Raw genomic sequence first — 26,077 nt, forward strand, 5'->3', positions numbered from 1 at the left:
AATTAACCTTAAACCTACAGCTTCATGTTTTTATATTTATTCAATTGTAGTGTATAAACTGAATAGTCCGCTGCACAGGTACCAAAAAAATCCGACACAAAAAACGGGTACCCTTCACAGGTCCCGTTCCCCTCATCAACCACCATACCCAAGCCCGTCCAAAACATCTCGAACTTTACCTTTGTTTTCTTCCAGTTTTACAAGTATTTCTTCAACTGGCTCACCCGTTAACAGGTAGACAATAGCGGTCTTGACTTGTTCCTTTGAGATTCTAAAGGCTTCCGCCGCTTCTTCATATGTAGCACCTGTTGCCTCAACGATAATCCGAATGGCCCGATCTTGTAGTTTTTCGTTACTTACCACTAAATCCACCATTAAATTCTTATATACTTTTCCTGCTTTAATCATCGTGGCGGTTGAGAAAATATTCAATGCCATCTTTTGGGCAGTGCCTGCTTTTAAGCGGGTTGAACCTGCAATCACTTCAGGTCCCGTATCAATCTCTACGGCCACATTGACAAACGGAGATATTTCCGCATTTTTATTACAACAGATTAATCCTGTAAATGCTTGTTGGGATGCGGCATATTGGAGTGCCCCCTTTACAAATGGTGTTCTTCCGCTTGCGGTTAATCCGATCACAAGGTCATTCGAGGTGATCGAATAGGCTTTTAGTGCGGCCATTCCCTCAGACTCACTGTCCTCAACGGTTGGCTTGGAAGTCCGAAGTGCCTCATCTCCACCAGCAATGATTCCGATGAATTGGTTCGGCATCAGATTGAAGGTTGGAGGAATTTCTGAAGCATCTAACACACCCAAACGGCCACTTGATCCTGTTCCCATGTAGAATATCCGCCCATTTTTCTGAACGATAGGATAGGCAGCATCAACCAACTTAGAGATTTGCGGGAGTTCTGGCCTGATTGCATTTGCAACGGTTTCATCTTCCTTATTCATTAAACAGGCTATTTCAAGAGAAGAGCACATATCAATGCCAACGGTTTTTGGATTGATTTTTTCAGTATTCAGTTTCCCTAAATTCATTGTTTCCCCTCCTATACGCCTGTAATTTTTCGCTTCTTCCTAAAATAATTTGTGGTAGTTACACCAACTAATAAAGTGAATACGGTTCCGATAACTGTCGGTAAATTAATATCATATTTTTTATAAAAATTGATGATATCCACATAAACTTCAGGATAATTAAACATGTAGATCACGGTAAACGTTAACGTTATTAAGGAGGTTACCCCAAGAATGATAACACCCTTCCAGAAATTTAATTGGAAGTCACTTTTACTTATTTGCTCTTCATAATCCATGTTCGTATCAGTTAGTTTTTTGTTCGATTTCAGAAGAATTTCCTTTTCTTCCTCAAGACCTTGTTGCTTTTGTAACTCTGTCTTGACCTGATCCTCTAACTGTTTATTTTTCTCAGTTAAAACGGAAATATCATTTTTATAATCATCAATGACCTTAAAAGCTGTTTTATTATCTATGATTTGATTACTTGTTTGCGAGTAGCTAATTAGCGATTGGACCATTTCTGTAACGGGAATATCCATTAAATCCTCTAAATTTAATATCGCACTGATGCATTCAAAGTAGTATTTGCTTTATTATCCCAGTGGAAGTAGTTTTCCAGTACGCCATTATTTCGATTAGAAAGCTTTTGAATGTAAATGATGGTTGGAAAAACTAAATCCTCTATCGTATTTTCAATATCCTTTGTATCCTCTTCTGTTTGCTTTAAAATCACTAATGCTTCCAACAGTAGGTTCAAGATATTTGCTGAGACAGAAATATCAATCCATAGATTTTCTGAATTCTTCTTTGCTTCCAAGGTGATCACAAATTGCTTAATTAGTTGGACATCCTTTAAGAGAATTGAGGCTTTAATGTAATGAATGATTTCGATTTCATTACTCTTAGTTAAGTCTTTACCTTTAATTAACCTTTTTAATTGCTTTGTTGCAAAAGACGTCTCAATTCCTAATTCTAAAAAAGCATTATAGGCTACAATACATTCCGATTCTGCCTCTTCACCGCTTAACAGCGCCTTTTTCATCCAGTCGACTGTTTTTTGAAGTTTTTCCGGATCGTCCCCATAGGTAGCCCGCAACCATAATAAAGCGGAAGTGGGTACAAGTAATCCGTTAAAGGAGTCTTTTTCCTTTTCCTTGTCCAAGATTGGTTTGACTAATTCCGATGTGAATTCTGTATAGCTGACATCGCTTTTTTCTAACGCTTTGTGGGTCTTTAACGTATCGAAGGTGCTCCAAAAGCTGTCATCAATATACTTTCCTTCTTTGAGAATGCCATGAATCTTAAGTTCCGTGTCCTGTAGAATCCTAAGTGCAGATTTCTCCCGACCTGCCACAAAAAATTGTTTTAAACGGAGATCGTTTGACTCAATACCAATATACTTTACATTCCCAGAAACTATGTAATTTTGAAGAAATTCTTCAATCTCCTCTAACTTTCCCTGTTTTTTATTCTCACTGTCTGAATGCGTTGGACCTAAAACAACAATCGAATGGGTACCTTGCATGATTTGTTTTTTGAATTCATCCATCTGATCGATAGTTGATAAGTCATATTTCCTGGTATCGGTAATTTAGAGAATTTAATGTTTCCAGGAAGAATTCAAATGCCATACTTTTATAGGTTGAATCCCATAAAACGGCGGTATTGCATTTCCCATCAATAACAAATTTGATAATATTCTCAAGCAGAACGGTTTCTTTTTGCCAATCAAGATTAAGGGATGAAATGACCACACGATACTTGGATGTTTCCCTTGTAGCCATCAGCAACGCTTTTCTTGTTTGCGTTTCGTCTTCATCATGTAATAACGTTTCCCACTCAGCAGAAGAATAAGAGTCATCTAAATAGTGCCAGTATAAACCCTTTTTCTTCATACAATATTGCTTCAGTTCATTCAGGGAGACATTATTAGGATAATGAAAAAGTGGATGGGCTTCTGACAACTTGGAATTTCGAAGATCACCAATTAAAGGATTCTCTTTTCGACGAACGGCCATTGGTGCTTCGATTGGTAAGAAATTATAGGCAGTGAATGGTTCGAAAAACTCCTTGGGAATCGAATTTAATTGATGTAGAATCAAGCAGCCCTTACCTCTCGAAAGAAATTCTTCAAAGGATCGCTTAAATGACTCGGATTCCACTTCCTCCTTAATCGTTTTTTCACTTAATGAGTTAGAAGTGAAAAGAACCATAGATATATCAATGTCTGTAAGATCGAACTTCAATCTTGGAATATTATGAGCGGTATATAAAATGATATCTTCAGATTCAATGAAATCAAAGCTCTCCAACAATGGGCGAATATCCGATTTAGTAGAGTAGGACATATAAACCTGGCTTTGAATAAGTGCAATTTTCCCCATATACTCACCTTTTCTCAAGACTATCTATTTATATATTACCATAATTCGAATTTATATTGTGAAGGTCCATTGTAAAGGTACCTGTGCAAGAAACATTCATGATAATTCATGCAATTTGAATAAAAATACAGGATTTAAAAGTAAACCTTTTATTTACAGAATAACGGTTGTATATTCATACAACTTCGTTATGGAGAAGATTTTGCGATTGTGAGACCGATTAATAGCATGCATTTAATCAATAAATGAAAAAACAAGTAAAGTGAAATAAATGTAAAAAAGAGCGAACTGAATTCGTCATTTTTTACAGTCCTGTTTCCTTTTTTAATTTATTTATAGTAATCCTATTCGTAAAAAAGTAATTACCTTTTACGGAAGTTATGTAACGCTAATGGGTACCTCGAAATGAGTGTAGCTATTCCCTCAGACTCACTGTCCGGCGCTTTGATTATATCCGCATGCGCAACAAAAGTATCCGTTTATTCAATAAAAATGAATAAAAAATAAGGCCAGCTATCACAAATGCCAGCCCTACCATACTTTCAATCTATAACTATAAAGTTTTAGTGAATTGAATGAAATCAACCATGTATAGGAACCTGGGTAGCCTACATCACAAGTGATACGATTGCGTTTGCGCTTACCTCTGGACCAGTTAAAATTGGTTTTGATCCTCGGTCATAACTATCCAATGCACGTGCCATAGAAAATTGTGCAAGTAGTACTACGTCACAATATTAATTGCTTCTTTTGTATTTTGTGTACGGGTTTTCAAGGCAATTACACATACATCAACTTCTGGAGTACTATTTTCTATTGGTACTCCGTTATATAAAATCGTACGTAAGCCTCCTTTCGCAAAAAAAGAGGCAATGTCACTACCACCAGTAAAGTCGTCTGCAATACAACCAATGAGCAAAGTAATCTCCCCCTGATGTACTATTTACTTTCTCAAAAACCCTCTTTACGAACCCTTACATCTAACATATCTTCATAGAATTTGACCATTGCATGTTTGTAGTCATCACGATGTCCGCTTTGTAATGCAAGTTGGTAAGATTGCATCGTTCCACTTAAAGTCGGTAATGGGATTTCAGATTTAATTAAGACTTCATACATGCTTTCCATATCTTTGTATGCTCTTCCAAGTGAAAATCCATGTTCAAAATTCCCTTCCAAAATCTTTGGAATAATGCCTTGGAAGCAAAACTGGACCCAGTGGCTGTCATTAATACGTCACCAAGCTTTTCAGGGTCTAAACCAAGTTTAACGCCAACAGGCAATAGTTCACTAAAGCTTGCAACACAAATGTTCAATGCACAGTTATTAATCATTTTCGTTAACTGTCCAGCCCCATTATTACCCATATAAATAACCTGCGAACCCATTCTATCAAGCAGCGGTTTGATTGTATTAAATATATCCTCGCTTCCACCACACATTAAGCTAAGAGTGCCATCCAAACTCTTTGATTGTTGACCAGATATAGGGCAATCTAAAAATTCAATTCCATCCGCTTTGCATGCTTCAGCAATTTCCATAGCACCTAAATAACTAATCGTACTGAAGTCCACAATGGATTGACCAGGCTTCAAGTGTTTTAGAAGACCATTTTCCCCCAATACCACGGTTTTAACGATATCTAAATTTGGCAGGCATAAGAAAATATAATCGCTGTCAGTAGTATCTAAAATATTTGTCGTTGTTTTTAATCCCTTGTTTTTAAATTGTTCTAAAGCCTGTTTGTTTGGATCACATGCTATAAATTCGTAATGTCCTTCACCTTCACCTTTTGATAAATTTAAAGCCATACCCATTCCCATTACGCCTAATCCGATAAAACTTACCTTCATATTAATCTCTCCCTATCCAAATATGAATTATTCTTGATAGACTATCAGTTATATTGTTATAAACTCTACTGATTTTTGTTCTTACTAAGTTCTAAAATAGTTTTTACTGCTTCTCTCGGAGTTGTTAGTACCGGCAATCCTAATTCTTTGACTTCTTTCTCGGCCGATGCCTGAGTAATCTGAGCAAGTATAATAACCTCAGAACCTCTGTCCTTCAATTTCCTTGCTGCACTAGCATTAAGGCGATTATGCTTCTCTACATTTCCAGCTTTCAATTCCGTCATAGCTTTTGTTTCAATTTCTATATCCACTTCAATGCCCTTGCCAAGTTCTAATGCAATTTTTTCTAATTGTTCTTTTGTTGCCGGACCAGTTGGGGCGTTAGTTACTACAACGCCTATTTTGGTAAAATTCTTTACTGCCATCTCTAACACAGGCCTGTCTACAGCTGTAATAGGTACAGTTATAAAAGGTTTTACAGCGTCTACAATAGGGGTTAGCACCGTACAAGCCACGATTATTGCATCAACCCCAGCCTCCTGAGCTTTTATCGACATATTAACAAAATCACGATGAATCTTATCATCTATTTTTTTTACTTGATTCGCATAATATTGGATGTGCTCATCCACAAAGTTTAGAACTATAACCTTGGGTGCCAATTCTTTGAATGCATCATTAAGTGGGGAACAGCATTACATGTTGCATGGATAACGCCAATTTTCATATTTAAATCCCTCCAACATATTTTAAAATCCTTCTTTGTAGTGGACTATTCTAATACACCATTAGCAAGAGCCAGTCCAGATAACTCATACATTGCTAGTTCACTATTCGATTGCAAGTGTGACTCCATTAAATATTTGGCAGTTTGAGGATCTCTGTTAGCAATCGCATTCGCAATCATTTGATGATAATGAACCGCTTTCTCAACCATTCCTGGCTTTCTCGTATATGCACGCATTCGCTTTAACTCTTCTTGTAAATTATCATACACTTTAAGTGCATACTCATTGTGGGTTGCTTCCACTATTAATCTATGGAAACGTAAATCCTCACTAATTGTCACCTGGTTGTTTTCGGCCATCCCACGCATAATTTCAGCTGATTCTGTTATTAAATCGATTTCGTTATTGAAGGCCTCCCTGGCTGCTAATCCTGCAAATGAAGGCTCTATAATCGTACGAAATTCAGTTATTTTTAATAGTTCTATGAAGGATGTACGACTTACATTAGTAAATTGCATTGAGCGATTATATTCTATAAATGTTCCTCTACCTTGTTGGATAGTAACGTAACCTTTGGATTCTAAAGCACGATACACTTCACGTACAGTTGAGATTGCAACATTGTATTGAGCGGCCAATTCATTCATAGTTGGAAGCCTGGATCCCTTTTTCCAAACTTCACTTTCAATCTTTCTCTCCATTTCACCCAACAAATCGTGAAATTGAACCTTAGACATAAAATACCTCCAATATATACAAACCGCTGATAAATTCATCAGATGAATTTATTTATTTTTTTGGTCAAGTATAATCACTTTAGATACACTTGACCAAATGGAATTACCTCTTAATTAACGATTTCAACTTACCAAATAAAGGTGTTGATTGAAGAATTGTAATTAATGCAATGAATAAAAGAATCGCAGCAACAGGTTTTGAGAGGAAGATCATCCAATCTCCGCGACCAATTTTAAGTGATTGATTCATAGTGGTGTCCAACATGATTCCAAGAATTAATCCTACAACCATTGGTGCCACGGGGATTTTTAATTTATCCATAAAATAACCGGCAATCCCAAAGCCAAACATGATCATGACATCCACCATACTATTATGGACCGCAAAGGTTCCTATCACACATAACAGGATAATAATCGGTGCCAATACTTTTGGTGGAACCTTCGTAACACCTACTGCTACCCTTGTGTACAAAATACCAAGACCTAACATGAAGAAACATGAAATTAGAACTGCCCAAAGTAATGTGTAAGCAACATCTGCATGCTCTGTCATTAAGGTCGGTCCTGGCATAATTCCATGAATCATCAGCCCACCCAAAAGCACTGCTGTTGAAGAGCTCCCTGGAACTCCTAAAGTAATTGTTGGAACAAGCGCGCCTCCTACTACAGCGTTATTTGCGGATTCAGGAGCAGCTACTCCCTCCGCATGTCCAGTTCCAAACTTTTCCTTTTCCTTAGAAAACCTTTTGGCTTCATTGTAACTAAACCAACTGGCCGTATCTCCACCGGTCCCCGGGATAAGCCCAACAATGACTCCAATTACACTTGAACGGAGTAAGGTATACCTAAGTCTAAATATTTCTTTCCAACTTGGTAATATTTTGTCATTTATCTTACTTACCTTTATTTCCTGAGTGTCTCGCTCAATTAATTTCAAAGCCTGAGGTATAGAAAAAAGCCCGATTAACGCAACAACAAAAGAAATACCATCAAATAAATAAATACTTCCAAAAGTAAACCTAGGAGTACCAGTTATTGCATCCATTCCAATCAATGAAATTAACAAGCCTAATGTACCGGACAATAGACCCTTAATAACTGATCCAGTTGAAAGAGAAGAGATAATCGTAATCCCTAAAACAGCAATTGCAAATAACTCTACTACTCCTATTTTAAGTGCTACTTCCCCCAAAAACGGCGCGATGGTTAAAAGGACAATTGCACCAGCGACCCCCCCAATAAAAGATGAGACCAGAGAAATACCTAACGCCTTTCCCGCTTCACCATTTTGTGACATTGGATATCCATCTAATACAGTTGCTGCCGCGGCAGGTGTTCCAGGTGTGTTAATCAATACCGCAGTAATGGACCCCCATACGATGCACCCATATACAAAGCAGCAAGCATAGCAATCCCAGTTGCTGGGTCCATACCATATGTAAGTGGAAGAAGGATTGCAATTCCCATGGTAGCTGATAATCCCGGCATTGAACCGATGAATATACCTAAGGTCATGCCTACAGCAATAAAAAATAAGTTACTAAATGACATAACATTTAGTAAACCAGTCAACATTTCCTCCATTCAATTCCCTCCGATTATATAGCGTCGATTTTACGATTCCACTTGCCATATCAAAATCTTTTTAAAAGAAGATCCCTTTTGGGACAGGAACGTGCAGAAACAAACTAAATAAACCATATATAAAGGCAGTAAAACCAACTGCTAAGATAATGGCTGTAAGTACATTCGTTGCTTTCATATACATCAAGCTCGCAAAAACAAAAAGTGGAGTTACGATGAAGTAACCAATGATATCCATTAGGAGTATATACAACGCTATCATTGCAATGAAAATGGACACACGCTTTATATGTAGTTTTCCATTTTCTGCTTCCCCTTCACTCTTTGCACTAGCTTCATTTCGTTTTTTAAATGCTTCTATCAACATCATAAGACTCAAACCAGCGATTATGAAAATTAAAATTTGTGGTAATCTCGCAGCACTAACTGGATAATTTAAAGATTGCATATAAAAAACAACGCACATTATTAAAACTAGCCCGCTCGCAATTGAATGTTTTACAATCGATGACATTTTTATCCCTCCTTAAGATCAGGAGGAAGGGGATGAAAAACCTTCCTCCTAACATTTTGGTTACTCTTTATACTGGTCTTTTACTTCTTCCCACAGCTTTTCAGATAATTTCTCATCCTCTTTAAGGAATTCAGCATAATCCTCGCCAATTTTGATATCCATAGGAAGGGCTACTTTCTCCAAACCTGCTACAAATTCCGGGTCATTTTCCAATTGTTTAAATGCATCATATAATTTTTGTTTTATCTCTTCTGGTAAACCTTTTGGTGCACTATATCCTCGTGATGATCCCGATACTACATTCACACCTAATTCCTTTGCAGTTGGGACATCAGGCAATAATTCTATTCTTTCTTCACTAAATACAGCCAATGCCTTTAAATTACCGGCTTTTACTTGTGCAAACACAACTCCTAAGTTATTAAAGCTAACCTCAACATCCCCGCCAGCAGCTGCCTGCCAAGATGGCCCATCTCCATCATAAGGAATTAATTCGATTGATAACCCTGTTTCATTCATCCATTTAAGTGCCGTAAAGAAATCATCCCCACCCACACCAGAGTGGGAGACGTTCAACCCATTGGGATTGTCTTCTAAATATTTAGCAAAGTCTTCATAAGTATTTAATTTACTATCTTTTGGAACCACAATGATTCCTGGATCCGTAACAATGTTCGCAATCGGATCAAAATCTTCTAATGTATAACTAATATCAGAGTTCATAATGTAATTTGTCATTAGCATCGGGGAATTTGTAATACTAATGGAATAACCATCCGCTTTTTCCTTTTGTGCTACCCGAGTCCAACCAATTGCACCTGCAGCACCTGGAATATATTCACTTGTAAATGTTGCATCAAGAATTTTACTGAGATATGGCTGTGTTAACTGTGCCAGTTGATCACTTCCACCTCCCGGGTTAAAGCCTTGGATTACTGTAATTGGTTTACTTGGATAATTTTTATCGACTTCCCCACTAGCCTTTTCACTACAAGCCCCTAACACCAACATAAGTGCACAAATCAGCGCCGTGATAGATAACTTTCTCATCTTACTCCCATCCCCTTAGTTCATTATTTTTACAACACCGTGAAAAATTTAATACTTCCTTCACCCCTTTCAAGTTAAATAACTACTGTTCAATGAAATAATAGTTTAATAGAATCATCCATTGAAAGCGGTTTCATTAATTCTTGCAGATATTGAAATCGATTTCAAAACGAGCGATACCTTTAAAATCGATTTCAATTTGTAACACTATTCCTCTTAATCCTTTTAATATATTCAAACTTAATTAGTAAGGCTAAATATTCCGATATTAATGAATATACATCATATGATTTTACAAGTCAACAGATGATTCCATAGTTTATAGTCATTAGGACATAAATGATACAAACTTAATTTCAGTCATTTCTTCGGTAGAATATCTAATTCCCTCTTTACCAGTATCACTTTTTTCACACCGCCATATGGCATATGGTCAACTCTAAATGTAGGTACGTCATTCACGTTAACCCCGCCTGATTCAATTTCTCTCGCTGCAATTATAAGTTATCGTCCTTTGTTTGTAAATATTCAAAACTATATTATTTATGAGACATTGGTTGTTGGATTGTAAAGGAGCCTGTGCAACAGGAAGTTCACACGCAGCCGGAGCAATTGCAGGATATCAAGTTCAGCCTGATTTATACACAGTTGTAGATGCCTCATTAATTGGCGGTGCGTCAGCGCTCGTCCCCGACCTGGATACGAACGGGTTGGCAAGCAATCGAATCACCATTTCCAAGAAGTTCACTCTATGGCTGATGCAGTTCGTTGGAATTGGCATTTTAGTCGCCATCGCATACCAGTTTTTCACAACCGGATTTACCCCTTCCATTATTCTGTACGCGGGAATAGGCTTGCTCTTTTTCATCGTATCGCGTTTCATCACACAACGAAGAATGTTGACGCTAACCGGCGTCATGGTGATGTGGCTTGGCATTGAGGTGCATCAATCAACCGGTATCCTATTAGCCGGAAGCTATATCGTCATCGCCTCGTTCCTGCCGCACCGATCTTACACCCATTTACTTTTAGGGCACGCTTTTTATGCATTCATTTTGAGTCATCTACAACAAGAGTGGGAGTTCGAAGTTCTGCTCGTTTCGGGAACAGTCGGGTAAGCCAGCCACCTCATTGCAGACATGAAGCTCTTACCAATGAACCGCAGAGGAGTGAAATTGTTCATTCCGCTTTGGAATAAAGAATTGTAAAGGTGCCTGTGCAAAAGATTTGTAAAGGTACCTGTGCAGGAAACATTCATGTTAATTCATACATTTTGAATAAAAATACATAAATTTTAAGTAAAAACCACACCTACAATCGTGTACATTTATATTTATGCAATCGTAGTGTATTTACTGAATAGTTCGCTGCACAGGCACCAAAAAGAGGTACCCAAAAAGGCACCCCAATCCACTCAACCTACAACCTCACACAACACACCATAATCATTCCCGGTTTTATAACTGTCGATTGTGTAATATTCCACTCAATCTCTGCATCCGGAAGTTGGTGCTCGAACCATTCCACCACCTCGTTCGCCGCGATTAACGAAATCCTTTCATCTCCGATTATTTCAAGATGGATTTTATCTCTCCCTATCAATCCACTATCCATCGGTTTCATTGATTTTACACCACCAATTTCACCTACGACCTCAAATTCAAAAACGATTGCCGGATTATCCTTGTACCAATTCACTGTCATATCTTCCAACCTCCGATTTTTTTCCTCCAGCCTATCAAGCGGCAATCTTCGTCCATTTGACCTCGCCATCGTAATAAACGACAAGTTGGCCGATCACCGCGAACCAATCCGGAACCCTTTCAACTTCAAGTTTTGTAATATGCTTAAATGAATCATCCAAAAGTGCAATCCTGTATTCGTCTTCCTCATAAAAGCATCCAAAATGATGATCATCTTCATGATAATAAGACAACACTTCGATTGATTCTTGCTGCAGTTCACTCCACGCTTTACCGTAATTCCCATAATCCAAAGCATCCATTGCGTCTGTTCTGATGAACTTTGAATCTTCCTCCTGCACCACTTTACTGGATAAAAAGTCAGCGACAAACTTCACTTCTTTTCCGACCAGTTCAGTGACATCAGCCAGTTCGTGATAAAGCAATTTTGACGCATTGTGGAAATGAGGCTCCTCCAATTGCACGACAACCATTTGCTCATCCTGTATCAATTGTGTGATAGGCTTGTCTGCAGTCAGGTAATAGCCCGACATATCCTCATCTATATTGACGAAATACACATCTTGGTCTTCATTGTACAGAATCACTTTATCCCAAAAACTATAATGCTCTTTAATTCCCTCGAAGGAATACATTCTACTTTTATTCTCCGAATCGAAGAAGACTAACCCGCTCCCTTCCTCAATGACCGCGATGAAATGATTGTTACTCGTCAAATGGCGAAGCGGGCGATCCGACTCATATATGAGGGTTTTCTCCGACTTCCCCTCATTCCAATTTACGTAATAAATCTCGTTCCCCTCGATGAAATATAAATCGTTTCCTAAAACAGTGAATTTCAAGCCGTCAACTGCGCAATCGTTTTGCAACAATGCAACAGATGGTACATTTTCCTTTCGGTATGCATGAGCCACTTTTGGTATAAACATTGATTTTCCCTCCAATTAATATGTTTTAAAGCCTACTCTTTTTTCCTTTTGCTTCATTTGTAAGATCGCTTCCGTTTCAAGCAACTCGTCACTCGCGGATTGAATATCTTCCGCCAACAATAAATTGATGTTTTTCGGCTTTCGCTGTGCCATATAACCAACAGATGAAGATAATAATTTACGCATCATACGGCCATTCCCAAACTGACGCCCGTCCAAGCGGTTCAAATTCTTTATGAACAGACCTACAATCTTACTTGCCGCTTTTTTACTCTCCAACTCATAGCCCGATCGCTCCACATGGTAATAGAAGATTTCCTGTAACTGTTTCTCTTCGTAATCCTCAAACTGGATAATATTTGTTAAACGCGACTGCAACCCTGGGTTAGCACTTTGAATGAAATCAGCATTTCGTCCGTATACCCGGCGAAAATAACGAGTGTATCGGGATTATTCTCCATATGTTGAATAATGGCTGAAAACGCTTCGTCCGAGTATCCGTCCTTTTTATTAACCAAACTGTAAGCTTCATCAACGAAAATCGTGCCGCCTTTCCCCTTATCGAAAACCTCCTGCACCTTATGGGAAGTCCAACCGACGTATTGTCCAATTAGATCTTTACGGCTAACTTCAATGAAAACATTATTCGTCAATACTTTTGAATCAAATAATAACTGCCCGAAAATCCTCGCAACCGTTGTCTTCGCTGTCCCGGATTGCCCATGAATACTGCAGCCATATGATGATCGATAGTGGGATATCCTGCTTGTTTCCGCATTTCCGCGAGTTTCATCCGATCGACGATACGCAGCAGTTGCTGTTTGACCTCTTTTAACCCAATCAGCTTATTCAACTCTTTAATCGCTTTGCCTGTAAGATCTTTATCTTCCATTGATACTTTATCCTTTAAAAAGATTCTCTCGAATTCGCTTTTCCCGATTGAATTTCCGACAGAATAACGTAACGCCTTATGGATAATCCGTTCAATATCACGGATGCTTTCAAACTTTTGCTTTCGGTAATTAACCAATTGCGTAATAACTTCCTCACAATTGACCGACGGAGCGATTTTTTTGCCCAATTCACTTGCAGTTTGATTAAAAAGTGCAGTTAAATAAGGCATTGGCGCCTTTGATACTTGGATAAATTCAATATCCGCCTCGAAAATAAAGTCTTTCTGAAATTGATTCAACACGGTCTCCTGCCTGTCGTCGCCATCCCCGACATCCATGAAAAGCGAGAAGGCGTTAAGCAGATCAGCCCTTGCTTCGAAAAGAATGTAAAATCGATCTTCCATTTCCATCACACGCTTCAACTCTTCCAACCCAGTGTTATGGATGTTGATAATGAGAGGACTTAAAATACTCTTCCAATAGGGATCCTGCTCACTTGGTGTCAGCTGTATTTTTTGAGCATATTGAGCATCCATCATAAACGGGTTAGGGGATTTAATATGGCCATGAACAAACTCAGTTCCGGTTAAAATTGGCACGTGGCAGAATGTGCCGTCCGCCCACTTTTCCTGCAACCATTCAATATCCTCATAATCTTCATAGTCATCGTAATCAAAATCATCATCATAATCGTAGATTTCATTTTCACTACCCATTTCATTATCATAAGAAAATTTCTTATAGGAATAGAGCGCCGCAATCACTGCATCGATTTCACTATCCGCCTGAATATAGATGCCCTTGACTTTCTTCAGATTTAGTTCCGTGATACTTTTGAGATGCGTTGCCAAGGTAAAGTCATTTTGTAAGACCTCATAACTATTGTCCGGAATGGTAACGATCCTTCCCCGCTCCCCTTGGCGCATTTCCGTATATTTAATTTCTGGTTTCAAAATATTCAATTTGAAATCCCTCCTCTTTGTATTACAATCAGTATAAATGGAATAATCTGCTGGATTTTTTTATTCCAACTATTTTATGGAGGGGATTTAGTGACTAGTATGAGACCAAACCTAAAATGTTAGATGGAGTTAAGTTCATGGAGTATCTCGTCGGATTGCAGCTGACACCTTCCGAGAAGGCCGTAGCGGCTCTTCGTAATGCCTATAATTCACTGTCGGATCTAATAAAATTTCAGGAGAAAGAATCGAAGAAGAAGTTTTATGAGGGAATGGCTGAAATAATTTATCCCGCTGTTAAACAGGATGAAAAGGTGTTATTGGAGTTCAATAAGTTCGTTCATGAAGATAAAGGATTTTTTGGCCATGCAAAGTTAATAATCGAGAAAAAGAAAGAGAATCCGAAAAAGTATTTTAACCCACATACATTTTATATTGGTGACCGACTTAGAAGTTTATCCTACCGTAAACACTATGAATTAAATGAACAGCTTTCGCTTAGGAAACGTCAAGGGGACCGATACAAATCCCCTTCTCTACATGGCCATATTCAATTCTTCGGAGAGTATTATTTTCTATTGAACTATTGCATTATGAGAGATGATTTCTTTACACATATCGACGTTTCCCGAAAGGAAGAGTTTATTCAAAAACTATTTTCCACAGGAAAAACGCTTATTCAGAATTTCAATATGCTTGAGGAACAAGAAAGGATTGCGAGAGAAAAAATGGGAAAAACTGTTGGTGAACAACTACAAGCTCTCGATTCAACTTCCGAAACAACAATGGAAGCTAACTATAATTTGGTCACAGCGGACGATATACTTGAGGCCCTAATCGTAAACCTGCCTTACCAACTGTCCGATAACATTGAATTGGAAGACGTGGAATTCGTATCGGGACAACGATATTTCATATCGAAAGCCCATCCGCAAACGTTGACATTCCTATCAGACGAAGGGAACTATTCCGTTTCAGTATTCGTGAAGGATATAAATAATTCCTATCATGTCTTTACTGTTGATGAAGAAGAAGGACTAGCCCCTGAAGTGTTGATGGAAACCTTTGATGGCACTTTGGACTTTACTAATTTCTTCAGTCAATTGATCAATCTATACGAATTGCCAAGCGTTGGCAACGACGAGGCAGATGAAGATGACGGTGTCATAATTTCCACGATAAACGATGTGTTAAAAGTGTTAGAAAGACTGATTGATTAAGCAAAAGGGCTAATCCCAAAAGAGATTAGCCCTTTCTAATTTACTGATTCTGTTTGTTAGACGGTCCCTTCAAAACCCAAAACAACTTTCCCATTTTTTCATAACCCTCATCCGTCAACTCCAACTTGCCATACAACTTACGCACAATCCGTTGTTCCCGTAAAAATGCACAAGCAAAGCGCACTTCAGTTTCCCACTTATTACTACCATCCGACTTGTTCGCTTTCGATAGATCAGCATCTGAAAGATTAAATCGATTCGCAAGCAGACGATAGGCTTCTTGCAATGGCAAAGCAGGTAAATTCAGGTCCTTTCTTCTCATCAATTCCTGGACAAGATGGTACACAATCGCATCGCGGTGAATAATTTGTTTTGTTTTCATAATAAATGACCCCTCTTCGGATTAGTTTAGAAACAAAACTGAATGTCAGTTGCTATCCAGTTCCTTTTCTTAATACCATCCTACCCCCTGCTGAAAGCTGGACGGAGAAAATCCAAAAGTAATTTTTTGTGTCCAGGAATTGTAAAGGTACCTGTGCAAGAAACATTCACGATTATTCAGCCAATATGAATATAAATACATTATTTTAAAATAAACTTCAAATTACAGCGTCGATATTGTATATTTATTCAATTATAGCGTATTTACTGAATCGTTTACAGCACAGGTACCCAACACTGGCGTTGCATAGAATACAAGGACTTCCATTTGTTACTTTTTTTACCATATTGGTCTTCGAACTAAAATTAAAAAAGGGAACAGGAGCCTAAGCTAAACCAGTTCCCATTTTTTTACTATTTTATTGGTTGTTGTTTCTTGTTCTTTTCTAATGCCTTTTTCTTCTTCTCTTTTTCAATGAAATGGTCTTTATCTATTGGGCTGGCAATTGCAACGTCTCCATATTGAAGTAATTTTTCCTTTGTTTTAGGCACTTTCTGACGCCCTTTACTCTTCCTTTTCTTTCGATTTAGGTAGCTTAAAATCTTTCTTATCGATTTGAAAAGATACGGTTTTAAATTACTGAAAAGGGTCCAAAGGGTCCTTTTCGGCAAATGGATACGCCGCATAATTTCAGTCAATGCGACTGTAATTAACGCAATATACATTTGGTTCCAGATGCCTATAGGCGATTTGCTGAATAGATGATCTATCTTAACATGTTGCTTCAACCACTTGAAGAAAAGCTCGATATACCAACGGTTTCTATAGGCTTCCATGATTTCTTCCTCAGACAAATCCAAACGATTTGTTAGAAGATGAAAGTGTGTTCCTTTGTCATCAACGAACTCGATATATCGAAGAGGCTCTTCCCTAGTCAAGATGGATACCAATTCATTTCTCAACACGTTTTCCTGGGTTGGTGCGTAGGATTTCAAAGTTTCCATACTGAAATTCTTCCTTGCACGAACAAGGAAATGAACTTTCCTTTCCATCCATCCGCCCATCTTCGTTTTGTGCGCATAGCCACGATCCATGATGTATAAAGCGCCATCCGCATCAATAATGTGGTTTACTGCATCTGAGTCCGCTACATTTCCTGTGGATGGAATCATTTTTTCGGGATAAACGCTATTGGCTGATGCCACAACGATCCGGACATGTAACTTGATTCCGGCGGAATCTTTGGAAACTGCAGTCCAACTTAATGCATCTGAAGGCAGTTTCACATAGGTACCATCGATGATACGAATTGGTCCGACATTCGCATTTAAACCTTTGGTATCGCCCTTTATCCGCCAAAATAGTACAGCCAAACGCGAGAAAAGTTCCACTAAATGTGCTGTATTTAATTGAATAAGTCGCCGACTAATTTGGGAGTGACTAATGAAATCCGTTTCAATTTCTTTTTGGAATTCTGGCTCTGCTTGAATCCCAGCCTCAATTTGGCGGTGGCTTTTCCACTGCGCAACATTTGCCATGATAAAGACTTTCACAATCGAGAAATCAGTAATCTTTTTTGCATCGTAGTTCATTATCGGACATGCTAAAATATTTTCGGGTAAATTTGATAATAGTTGACGAAAGACTAAATTCTGGTTTACACTTTTCATGAGAGTGCTCCTTTTGATAGTGTAGGGAACTGATTTAGTCGTCGTTTCCTTACCTACATTAGGAGCTTTTTTGTTTTTCTGCAAGTTTTCAATTTCAAGTTATTATGCTATTTTACTATTTTTTACAGCTATGCAACGCCAGTGGGTACCCAATTTACGATAGTTTAATTGGTATAATTTAGTAACATTTATTATTATAGTCGTATGCAGTTAAAAAGTGGAAGGGGATAGTGTTTGAATGAAAAGTATAGGGAACATTAGTAATAAGTATATTGAATCAGCAAATAAAACCGCGAAAAGGAAGTTTCCGAAATATACAAGACAACTCATAAATCTGGCAAATCGAAATGCAAAAGGAACCGTTCCAGATGTCGTTGGTTCCCTGGCAACATTGTACTTTCCCGAATTTTTGGTTGAGGTACCAGAGCATACCGTTGATGATTGGGAAAAGTGGTATACGGATCGTGAACCCGAGGCAAAAGCACGTGCAAAGGCAAAGATTCTTCCTCAAATCGAACGGTTAAAAGAGGCAATTCAGTTAATCGATGATGCGCTTGTGGATGAGTGGTTGGATGATTTATTAATAGACAAGACTTACAACGGCTTATATGTACAAAAAGCTGTCTTACAAAAGGTTAGTGCGCATTTTAATGTCTCTTATAAGGTTTCTTCAGCCTTGGATGAAAGTAAAGGAATTGATGGATATATCGGAGAAACGCCTATATCCATTAAACCTGATACCTATAAGATGGTAAAGTCAGGAGAAAAAATAGACGTTCCAATTGTTTTTTATAAAAAGAATAAAAACAGTAAAAACTTTGAAGTGTTTATTCCAACTGACCTAAATCCTTCTAATAATGACTGATATTCATCTTATACCCTATATAAAATGCAATGTGCAAGGAGCTTAAAAACGTAGTCCAATTCCCTCTATGGAAATTGGGCTTTTTAATTTTGCATGACGGTTTATATTAGCAATGAATTACTCACCGGAAATCCAAGACATCATACTCTCTGTCTTTCACTTGTAATAAATATACATATAAAATAACTTTCGAACTAAATATCTTATTATTTCCACATTACTTTTCTATGATTCAGTATCATTGTCATGGTACAATAACATCAATTCATACGAATTGTTCACATTACACTAATGAAATAAATACTACTAATAAAAACATATCAAATGGAGTGAGCGAATTTGAAGTCGGCAATTGACATTGCTTTTTTGGAGGAGGTAATGAAATACAACCAGCATGAACTTGCAGCCATTGTAGATAGTATCTTCAACTCCCTACGCGAAAAGTATAACAAAATAGTCAGCTTTGGCATAAACGGGTGCAAGGAGTTTGTCGCAGCTTTAATCTTATCGGACTTCGATAATTCAACGTTACCTTATATAAATCATGGTTTAGACCAAGTCTTTAGAGGCAGTTGGGGCCCAATTGAATTTAGCAGCTTCATGGATAAAGTAATCCTTGAAAATAGTGTCATTTCCTATCCAGCTTGGAGCAGAGCTTATCGATTTATAGAGAAGAACCATACTTGGTTGGAGGAACACCCTTGTTCCGAAGCAGTTATGAATTCCTCCTATATTCCGAAGAGCAGATTTATTAGATCCTAACCCTAACCCTTAAATCCATAAGTAAAGCCGTTTCTCCGATTTTCTAAATCGGCAGAAACGGCCATTTGTTATGTGCATTATCTTTTTAAACCGATAAACCATCGCTAACAAATTAACTTTTACCATATTTTCTTGCCAAAAAAATAAGTGAAATATACTTAAATATGCCCCCTATAATTATGCCAACCATCATCGCAGATGGATCAAAACCATAAATCGATTTGCCCTCATTTAGAATTATCCAAAATGGTATTAGTCCTATGAACGTTGAGTATATCCAAACAATTTCTAATATCATCTATAGGTAGCGGGACAAACTCTTTTGGCACAGAATATCTTACCTAAACTCACTACCCCCACCCCAAATTACCCTTCCTCCAGTGTGACCAGTCATCCCATGAATCTCTTCCTTTACAAGCTGAATCCGACCGGGTTCTTCATGATGATGCCAGTCATAACCTTCTGGGGTGACGGAGGATTTCAAGTTCACAATATCTTGTTCATTGAATCCCAATTGATCGGCTAATGAAGGATTATCCTGAATCGCTTCATAAAGTTGCATATTTGCAATTCCGATATGCACTGTATCTGACATAAGATAAGTTTCTTCCGGCAAGGTTGCCTCAAAGTGAGTATCAAAGACTGGGAAGACGCCTTCAATCTCGGTGCCATCTGTCTGAACAGAGATATTCTTCTCGAACTGGACATTTGATAATTCGTGTACGGAACCATCCAAATGTCCATTTCGGGTAACTAACTCCTCAGCTTGAACGGTATTTTCGTCTACAAGGACATCAATTATGCCCAAACCTAATGCACCAACAGTTGCCACCTTACCAACCTTTTTTATACCTTCAATGACTAATTCCTTGTCCTGAAAAGCCGCGCCTTTGAGTGTCTGACCTAGTGCCGAACCAGTATAGACAATTCCACTGCCGATTCCCTTCACCGTATTTTTGGATGAAGATTTGATATCGTCCCAGCCCTCCTCAAGCCGCCTCGGATCTTTAGTTACTGCGCCATATATCCCATTAGCTGCACCGTCCGCAAAATGAGCGGTGTTGGAGATGACCTTCGCAGACGAGTCTACGACGCTATTTCCCACTTCTTTTAGATAAGCCCCTGTCTTGGGGAATTTTGTAGATACAATGGAACTTGTAACATGAACCCCGCCCTTGACGATGCCTCCCGCTATTAAGTTGACTCCGTTTCCGACAGTACGAAATACTTTCATTTGGATCCTCCTTCATCATTAGAGTGTAGACTGTATTCAACCAGGATGTTTCGTTCTTGGATTTTGTTATCAGGATTTTAGTTGATTTTCCCTATAATAAAACGATATTAATTACTTTATTCGACAGTTCTTTACCTAATCCTTCTTTTTAATAGTAAAAATTAACCAGAAAGTGTTCAGAGGAACTACTCACTACTTTTTGATGCATAGTTAGTAACAAACTAATCATTATTTACACAACCAAAACAGTAATGCTATAATTAATCGAATAGGTAAAATTTTTTATAAAAATCCACAAGAAACGGGAGGAAGTTATGGGGAGATTAGTTCATTTCGAAATCCATGTTGATGACATGGAGCGGGCAAAGGGGTTTTATGGGGAAGTTTTTGGGTGGTCCTTCCAGGATTGGAGTGATTTTGCCGGTATGCCTTACTTCGGAGCAGTGACAGGCGATGATAGTGAACTTGGCATTAATGGCGCGTTAATGCAAAGGCAAAGTGCTCCACCTATACCAGGACAAGCCATGAACGGTTTCGCTTGTACAATGGGTGTGGAGAATTACGATGTAACGGAAGAGAAGATTTTAGCAAATGGCGGTACCGTCGCTTTGCCTAAATACGCCCTGCCAGGCATGGCTTGGCAAGGATATTATATCGACACAGAAGGCAATGTGATTGGGATTCATCAACCTGACGAGAATGCCAAGTAAAATAAAGGAATTAATGGCTGTCACAGAAAGTCGGTTTCCGACATCTTTCTGGACAGCCTTTCCTTTTCTATGACCATCTACATACTTTTAACAATTACAAATCATTAATACATTTCCATCCAAATCTTCAAAGTTAAAATAAGCGAAATCGGCAATGCGCTCTATTTCTCGAACAATTGTAATCCCTTTGCTTTTAATAAAATCATACGCTTCGTCAATATCCTCAACTAAAAAGTTAAATAAAACATGGTCAGAAGGATTTAGTATGAACTCCGGATCAAAAGTGTGGTCGTCCAAAGTAAGTCCAGTCTTAGAAGTAACAGGAATGTTGTAAACAGGTGATTGAACCTTGTCCTTCTTGAATGGGAGTCCAAGTAGCTCACTATACCATTCAGACGATTTCTCTAAGTTACTAACATGGATAAAAACATTATTTACTTTACAAGCGAGGGGAGAAGAAACTGAATTCATAAACATTCCACCTTTCATTGTATTTATTAATAGAATTCTATCAAAATGGAGAAATTCCTTTATAATATTGAAATATTTATTAGAGCAGTACGATGAATCAAACATAGAAAAGGTCAGCCATTATAAAAGCTGACCAAGTATGAAATTGTCTTGAATTAACTGAATTCAACCACGCACACGTACCTTTACAAGATTACCTCTATTTAGTTTTTCAAGATTTTGCATATGAAATCCCTTCACAATTAACCAGACAGCCAAACTCATCTCATAAACGCCTACAGGCAAAGCAATGAGTCCTTTTGCTGTAGAGTTAGGTTCCACGATACCAAACATGTCTATTAAACCAGCTATGAATACCATAACTGCTGTAACCATCCCAAATAGCGCTAATTTTTTCGGCACCAATCCAGTCCTAAATAGTAAATAACTGTACATGAGAGTATTTAAACCTAACATTAAATTTGGACCTAACATAAAGGTCCAACGATGAAAAGCTTGCAATAGTAAACCTGCAGCATGGAGATCCCCATCTCCTAAGCTGCCCCTTTCAAAATTCATACTGAGATGCAATAGACCTAAAATACTTACCAAACCTATTGCAATAATAACTGCTTCCATAAATCGAAAACATAGATATCCTAATGCTATTTGTTCATTCCAACGACGGATATACGGAAACAGCATGACTGCTGTTCCAACAGCCGCGGAGACAAGAAGAATATCATTTAGAACTCCGATCAAAACCTTCGTCTCAAGTCCGTTAGCCACGGCCATATACCATTGTTCTGACAGTACTGGCTGATAAAAGACAACAGCGATGATTGATGTGACCGCAGCTACTATATATAAAATCCCTATTATCAATCCATTCATTCTATCCTGTGTCAGTATCTTAACCTCCTCTTATTTGGTGCCGGTACAGCAAGCTATTGCCTCACATCTAATAGGTTTTTAATCTCTTTTACTTGTTCAATATGTCGCTGTTCATGCAAATAGATCTGTTCAATCCATTGATCAAGGGGCAAATCACCTAAAGCAGGATGTTTAACTGATTTCTCCTTCAAAATGGATTGGTCTTCGATTCCATTAAGGAATATCATTAATTTCTTTCTCGATTCGTTTAACAAATCAATGATTTCTTGAACTTCAAATGGCTCTATTCCTGGTTCAACAATTTGGGGAGCTTTTATTTTCCTCGTTCTGTCCAAAATGAAAAGCTCGATTTTCTTGCGTTCTTTCGAAGAATTATCCTCCCCTTTTAATCCCCATGCAATAGCCTTTATAGTCGACTGTTCTACAAGCACTAAATGATGACAAACTTGTGAGATACTCCAACAATTCATATCAGGCTTACTATTAAATTGAGCATCGGTTAAGAATGCAATTTCCATTTCGAGGTTACTTCTCGTTTCATGCAAATGTTCAAAATACCGACTTATCCATTAGGTTTCTCCCTTTCTGAGACACTGCTTTTGTAGATTTCTTTTCTATATATGTTCTCTATGATGAATGTATTCTCCGAGGAGACCCGTTTGATTTAAAGGAGATAAATAAAACACCCCAAAAGTTTTTAACTTTTAGAGTGCTCACGGATCCGTTCACAGAAATATCATTATTTATATGTAGTAAATTAACTGAATTCAACCACGCACAGGTACCTTTACAACTCAGTAATAATCCCCCAAATCCACACTATCGTCGACCGATTCCGCATGTAAAATGGAATAGTATTCAGAATCTGAGTCAATATATCGAACTATCCCTGTTGAATATTCACCAATTTCTTTGAACTGATTGTATTGTTGATGAACAATGTTTTGGAAAATCTCTTCCTGCACATCTTCATCCCCCAAGGCGGTAATCAATGCGATATTTGCAGCCATACCTATTTCCACTTCAACAAACGACTCTTCCATATCCCCGCTGGATTTTCCATTTTCTGAACGAACACCAATCCACCTTATTTCTTTATTGGGATTTAGTGTACCAATGAGCTGAATTCCTTTGTAAAGTTTGGTAAAGAAATATCCGTCTTGAAGTACCGTAAAGTCAAGTTCATCAATGGTATTTTCATTACTTAAAGCTGCCAACGTTTCATTATAGGATTGTACAAATAAATGACTGAATCCATCGAGATCTATATTTAAGGATGGAATGAATTCCTCGGTTAACTCCGTCTCCTCGACATACACTAATGCACTCCGTAAGAAGACTTCAAATCCGCCTTCGTGTTTATAAATACCAATTACTTGATCTGAAGTTGCAAATTCAACGCCATCTTGAGTCCTTGTAAAATTAGGCCCAAGCATATTTATTAATTGTTCCACAATCATTTCATCAAGAAAGTCTACGTGTATAGCATCTAACAAAAAGTCCCTTTCGCCGTCATAATACGCTGTCATAGTCACATTTCCATCCAAATACCATGTATCCGTATTGTAGCCTTCATCGTCCGGATCTCCCAAAATTGATACGATGTCATCTTCCATCCCCAACGTTATCCCGTTTATATAGAACTGGTCATTACGTCGTTCGACATTTATATCAAGCGCAACTTCATCCAAATAGATAACTGATTCAACTTCACTTTCCGCAAATTTCCATACTCCATTATCAAACTTAAACGTATGAACAATCGTTGTTTCATTGTCACGGTAAGCTGACCCTTCAACCACTCTACTAATTTGGCGTAAACTTAGGATTACCTCATCCTGTTTGATGAAGATAAATTTCGGATCATACCACTCATATTCCAAGTCGTATTCTGTAAACAACATCTCTACTAAATTTCGTGTTTCTTCATATATTTCATTTGCGTCATCCATATAGATCATAGTCATGTACATTTCCAGATCCTCTTCTTCAAGGGCTTGAAAATTAAGGGCGATTAAGTCCAGTATCGACTGTTTAATTGTTTCCTCGGACTGCACCCCTTCGACATCGGATATAGGAGTGATTGCAACGATTTCCTCGCGATCTATTATGTATTCCGTGAGGATGGTGCTGATAATCGCGTAAGAAATGACCACCGCAATGACTATCCATATTCCCTTTTGGCTTGTTCCACCCCTTTGTTTGATACGATCCATAACATTTCCATGTTTATTCGAATCAAGAATCCGCTTGATTTCGCTTTGAGCATAGTTTTTATACAAAAGGTTCCCACTTATTCCAAAGGCAACCCCCATTGCAATACCCAGTGAACTGTCGATTCTCAAACTATCAAAACCAAGGAAGGCCACGATTACATCAATTAACAGAAACGCTCCAAACAATAAGAACACTGTTTTATACATTTTCCGATAGCCAAGCCAGAATGGTGGAAAAAGAGCAGCCGGCCAATTCCAAGAACGCATCTTGCCTGATTTCCATTTACCCAAATAGAAGTCACTCTTTCCACCTCCAACGAAACCTGCCAATAATTCCTCTTCATTGTAATTGGTATGATTGTTTATCTCTTTAGCCGAGGATAAATCACCACTTTTCTCTTCCAATGAATTACCACACGCCCCACAAAAATTATCAGTTTCTTTAACTCCACTGCCACACTGTTTGCAATACATTCAGTCACCCCACAGGATTATTCGTCACTAAAGTACCAACTTTTCCAATATAGTCATATGAATAATATACTATAGAAGCATCTGATATAAAATGACTACTTTTTATTACTTGGGTAATACCTGTGAACAGTGAACATACAAAAAAAAGGAAAAGAGCTCAGATGCTCTTTCCCTCTTAGAAAACTTACTCCCGAATCGTCTTCAACGCTGTCGACCAAGCAACAACTTCATTCAACATCGTTTGAACAGTTTCTTCATGGAACGGTGCTGGGTTAAACGTTCTCATTTCTTCAAAATCAGTAAACAGACTTAATGCGGGATGCGTCCCTACCGTAGCGACTTTCGGTACTGTTAAAATCAGTCGTAAATTATTTGCTGCTGAGACTCCGAGAGTTGAACCATAACTTACAATACCTGCCGCTTTATTATTCCACTCAATATATAGGTAGTCGATCGCATCTTTCAACCCGGAAGTAATTGATTTGTTATATTCAGGAGTGACAAATACAAACCCGTCAAGCTCACTGATTTTTTCTGACCAAACTCTTGCTTCGGGCGCTTGATAATCCTGTGACATAATTGCTGGAATCGGTTCATTGAATTTTGGTAAGTTGTAATCCTTAATATCCACCAACTCAAATTCAACGTCCGTTCTTCGATCTGCAATAGATTTCACCCATTCTGCAACTTGTAAATTCACCCGTGAATCACGAGTACTTCCTGTAATAATACCGATTTTAACCATTTCCCATTCCTCCCAATGATGTCTACTTTGATTTTTGCAAACTTGTTTGATTTGCTTTACAACTAAATTGTAGACCATGATTGACAGAGGAA

29 protein-coding genes and 2 pseudogenes are annotated in these 26,077 nt (G+C 38.1%); 5 read left to right on the forward strand and 26 right to left on the reverse strand.

From position 1 onward, the window contains the following. Positions 1-135 precede the first annotated feature (135 nt). From murQ to QNH10_RS19275, 13 genes and pseudogenes are all read right to left on the reverse strand, one after another. Positions 136-1,044 (reverse strand): N-acetylmuramic acid 6-phosphate etherase, encoded by a 909-nt coding sequence (gene murQ / locus QNH10_RS19210; RefSeq protein ID WP_283732846.1) that lies wholly within the window; start codon positions 1,042-1,044, stop codon positions 136-138. Positions 1,045-1,055: 11 nt separating this feature from the next. Further along, positions 1,056-1,544: a tropomyosin gene (locus tag QNH10_RS19215; RefSeq protein WP_283732847.1), complete on the reverse strand. Its 489-nt coding sequence runs from the start codon at positions 1,542-1,544 to the stop codon at positions 1,056-1,058. A gap of 35 nt (positions 1,545-1,579) precedes the next feature. Beyond that, positions 1,580-2,575, reverse strand: coding sequence for a hypothetical protein (locus tag QNH10_RS19220; RefSeq protein WP_283732848.1), 996 nt, complete (start codon positions 2,573-2,575; stop codon positions 1,580-1,582). Positions 2,576-2,594: 19 nt separating this feature from the next. Continuing rightward, on the reverse strand, positions 2,595-3,410 hold the full coding sequence (locus tag QNH10_RS19225; protein ID WP_283732849.1) for a hypothetical protein: 816 nt from the start codon (positions 3,408-3,410) through the stop codon (positions 2,595-2,597). Between the two features lie 724 nt (positions 3,411-4,134). After that, positions 4,135-4,329: a four-carbon acid sugar kinase family protein gene (locus tag QNH10_RS19230; protein ID WP_283732850.1), complete on the reverse strand. Its 195-nt coding sequence runs from the start codon at positions 4,327-4,329 to the stop codon at positions 4,135-4,137. Positions 4,330-4,361: 32 nt separating this feature from the next. Beyond that, positions 4,362-4,529, reverse strand: coding sequence for a hypothetical protein (locus tag QNH10_RS19235; protein WP_430541074.1), 168 nt, complete (start codon positions 4,527-4,529; stop codon positions 4,362-4,364). Then, positions 4,514-5,263: an NAD(P)-dependent oxidoreductase gene (locus tag QNH10_RS19240; protein ID WP_283732852.1), complete on the reverse strand. Its 750-nt coding sequence runs from the start codon at positions 5,261-5,263 to the stop codon at positions 4,514-4,516. Before QNH10_RS19240 ends, QNH10_RS19235 begins: the two co-directional genes overlap by 16 nt. A 65-nt stretch (positions 5,264-5,328) precedes the next feature. After that, positions 5,329-5,895, reverse strand: coding sequence for an aspartate/glutamate racemase family protein (locus QNH10_RS19245; RefSeq protein WP_283732853.1), 567 nt, complete (start codon positions 5,893-5,895; stop codon positions 5,329-5,331). Between the two features lie 140 nt (positions 5,896-6,035). Continuing rightward, positions 6,036-6,728, reverse strand: coding sequence for a FadR/GntR family transcriptional regulator (locus QNH10_RS19250; RefSeq protein ID WP_283732854.1), 693 nt, complete (start codon positions 6,726-6,728; stop codon positions 6,036-6,038). Between the two features lie 103 nt (positions 6,729-6,831). Next, positions 6,832-8,315 (reverse strand): annotated as a pseudogene (locus QNH10_RS19255) (tripartite tricarboxylate transporter permease). Positions 8,316-8,376: 61 nt separating this feature from the next. After that, a complete protein-coding gene (locus QNH10_RS19265) occupies positions 8,377-8,829 on the reverse strand; it encodes a tripartite tricarboxylate transporter TctB family protein (protein WP_283732857.1) in 453 nt (150 codons plus the stop codon). A gap of 60 nt (positions 8,830-8,889) precedes the next feature. After that, positions 8,890-9,879 (reverse strand): tripartite tricarboxylate transporter substrate binding protein, encoded by a 990-nt coding sequence (locus QNH10_RS19270; RefSeq protein ID WP_283732858.1) that lies wholly within the window; start codon positions 9,877-9,879, stop codon positions 8,890-8,892. Positions 9,880-10,207: 328 nt separating this feature from the next. Beyond that, positions 10,208-10,374: pseudogene (locus tag QNH10_RS19275) on the reverse strand (aldehyde dehydrogenase family protein); the annotation flags it as partial. 65 nt (positions 10,375-10,439) lie between these two features. Between QNH10_RS19275 and QNH10_RS19280 the strand changes: the two are divergent. Further along, positions 10,440-10,997, forward strand: coding sequence for a hypothetical protein (locus tag QNH10_RS19280; RefSeq protein ID WP_283732859.1), 558 nt, complete (start codon positions 10,440-10,442; stop codon positions 10,995-10,997). Between the two features lie 301 nt (positions 10,998-11,298). Here QNH10_RS19280 and QNH10_RS19285 read toward each other — a convergent pair whose 3' ends face one another. Genes QNH10_RS19285 through QNH10_RS19305 form a run of 5 tightly spaced genes read right to left on the reverse strand, consistent with a single transcriptional unit; the run spans position 11,299 to position 14,366 of the window. Continuing rightward, the gene (locus tag QNH10_RS19285) at positions 11,299-11,583 is read right to left on the reverse strand and encodes a hypothetical protein (RefSeq protein WP_283732860.1); all 285 of its coding nucleotides are present in this window, start codon (positions 11,581-11,583) and stop codon (positions 11,299-11,301) included. 34 nt (positions 11,584-11,617) lie between these two features. Then, complete coding sequence (locus QNH10_RS19290; RefSeq protein WP_283732861.1) at positions 11,618-12,511, reverse strand: hypothetical protein; 894 nt, start codon at positions 12,509-12,511, stop codon at positions 11,618-11,620. 15 nt (positions 12,512-12,526) lie between these two features. Continuing rightward, complete coding sequence (locus tag QNH10_RS19295) at positions 12,527-12,889, reverse strand: hypothetical protein (RefSeq protein ID WP_283732862.1); 363 nt, start codon at positions 12,887-12,889, stop codon at positions 12,527-12,529. Then, complete coding sequence (locus QNH10_RS19300) at positions 12,874-13,272, reverse strand: AAA family ATPase (RefSeq protein ID WP_347178074.1); 399 nt, start codon at positions 13,270-13,272, stop codon at positions 12,874-12,876. Before QNH10_RS19300 ends, QNH10_RS19295 begins: the two co-directional genes overlap by 16 nt. Continuing rightward, on the reverse strand, positions 13,161-14,366 hold the full coding sequence (locus QNH10_RS19305) for a hypothetical protein (RefSeq protein WP_283732863.1): 1,206 nt from the start codon (positions 14,364-14,366) through the stop codon (positions 13,161-13,163). Before QNH10_RS19305 ends, QNH10_RS19300 begins: the two co-directional genes overlap by 112 nt. A 116-nt stretch (positions 14,367-14,482) precedes the next feature. On the opposite strand from QNH10_RS19305, the gene QNH10_RS19310 reads away from it, so the two are divergent. Further along, positions 14,483-15,583 carry a hypothetical protein gene (locus QNH10_RS19310; protein WP_283732864.1) on the forward strand — a complete coding sequence of 367 codons (1,101 nt, stop codon included), beginning with the start codon at positions 14,483-14,485 and terminating at the stop codon, positions 15,581-15,583. A 40-nt stretch (positions 15,584-15,623) separates the two neighbouring features. On the opposite strand, the gene QNH10_RS19315 is transcribed toward QNH10_RS19310, so the two are convergent. Together QNH10_RS19315 and QNH10_RS19320 are read right to left on the reverse strand one after the other, a co-directional pair. After that, positions 15,624-15,965 carry a winged helix-turn-helix domain-containing protein gene (locus QNH10_RS19315; RefSeq protein WP_283732865.1) on the reverse strand — a complete coding sequence of 114 codons (342 nt, stop codon included), beginning with the start codon at positions 15,963-15,965 and terminating at the stop codon, positions 15,624-15,626. 413 nt (positions 15,966-16,378) lie between these two features. Beyond that, positions 16,379-17,635, reverse strand: a complete 1,257-nt coding sequence (locus tag QNH10_RS19320; protein WP_283732866.1) for an IS4 family transposase — start codon at positions 17,633-17,635, stop codon at positions 16,379-16,381. A 238-nt stretch (positions 17,636-17,873) separates the two neighbouring features. Here QNH10_RS19320 and QNH10_RS19325 point away from each other — a divergent pair, with 238 nt between their 5' ends. Then, complete coding sequence (locus QNH10_RS19325; protein ID WP_283732867.1) at positions 17,874-18,500, forward strand: MjaI family restriction endonuclease; 627 nt, start codon at positions 17,874-17,876, stop codon at positions 18,498-18,500. A 339-nt stretch (positions 18,501-18,839) separates the two neighbouring features. After that, complete coding sequence (locus QNH10_RS19330; RefSeq protein WP_283732868.1) at positions 18,840-19,262, forward strand: hypothetical protein; 423 nt, start codon at positions 18,840-18,842, stop codon at positions 19,260-19,262. A 337-nt stretch (positions 19,263-19,599) separates the two neighbouring features. On the opposite strand, the gene QNH10_RS19335 is transcribed toward QNH10_RS19330, so the two are convergent. Beyond that, a complete protein-coding gene (locus tag QNH10_RS19335) occupies positions 19,600-20,496 on the reverse strand; it encodes an HNH endonuclease (RefSeq protein ID WP_283732869.1) in 897 nt (298 codons plus the stop codon). A 314-nt stretch (positions 20,497-20,810) separates the two neighbouring features. Between QNH10_RS19335 and QNH10_RS19340 the strand changes: the two genes are divergently transcribed. Further along, the gene (locus QNH10_RS19340) at positions 20,811-21,206 is read left to right on the forward strand and encodes a VOC family protein (protein WP_283732870.1); all 396 of its coding nucleotides are present in this window, start codon (positions 20,811-20,813) and stop codon (positions 21,204-21,206) included. Between the two features lie 87 nt (positions 21,207-21,293). Here QNH10_RS19340 and QNH10_RS19345 read toward each other — a convergent pair whose 3' ends face one another. From QNH10_RS19345 to QNH10_RS19365, 5 genes are all read right to left on the reverse strand, one after another. Beyond that, entirely contained in the window at positions 21,294-21,677 is a 384-nt protein-coding gene (locus QNH10_RS19345; protein ID WP_283732871.1) for a VOC family protein, read from the reverse strand. Between the two features lie 165 nt (positions 21,678-21,842). Beyond that, positions 21,843-22,550, reverse strand: coding sequence for a DUF4386 domain-containing protein (locus QNH10_RS19350; protein ID WP_283732872.1), 708 nt, complete (start codon positions 22,548-22,550; stop codon positions 21,843-21,845). 53 nt (positions 22,551-22,603) lie between these two features. After that, positions 22,604-23,068, reverse strand: a complete 465-nt coding sequence (locus tag QNH10_RS19355; RefSeq protein WP_283732873.1) for a DinB family protein — start codon at positions 23,066-23,068, stop codon at positions 22,604-22,606. Between the two features lie 276 nt (positions 23,069-23,344). Further along, on the reverse strand, positions 23,345-25,240 hold the full coding sequence (locus QNH10_RS19360) for a DUF2628 domain-containing protein (RefSeq protein WP_283732874.1): 1,896 nt from the start codon (positions 25,238-25,240) through the stop codon (positions 23,345-23,347). A 184-nt stretch (positions 25,241-25,424) separates the two neighbouring features. Next, complete coding sequence (locus tag QNH10_RS19365) at positions 25,425-25,985, reverse strand: NADPH-dependent FMN reductase (protein WP_283732875.1); 561 nt, start codon at positions 25,983-25,985, stop codon at positions 25,425-25,427. Between the last annotated feature and the right edge of the window lie 92 nt (positions 25,986-26,077).

Source organism: Sporosarcina thermotolerans (assembly GCF_030067815.1).
Classification (GTDB): domain Bacteria; phylum Bacillota; class Bacilli; order Bacillales_A; family Planococcaceae; genus Sporosarcina; species Sporosarcina thermotolerans.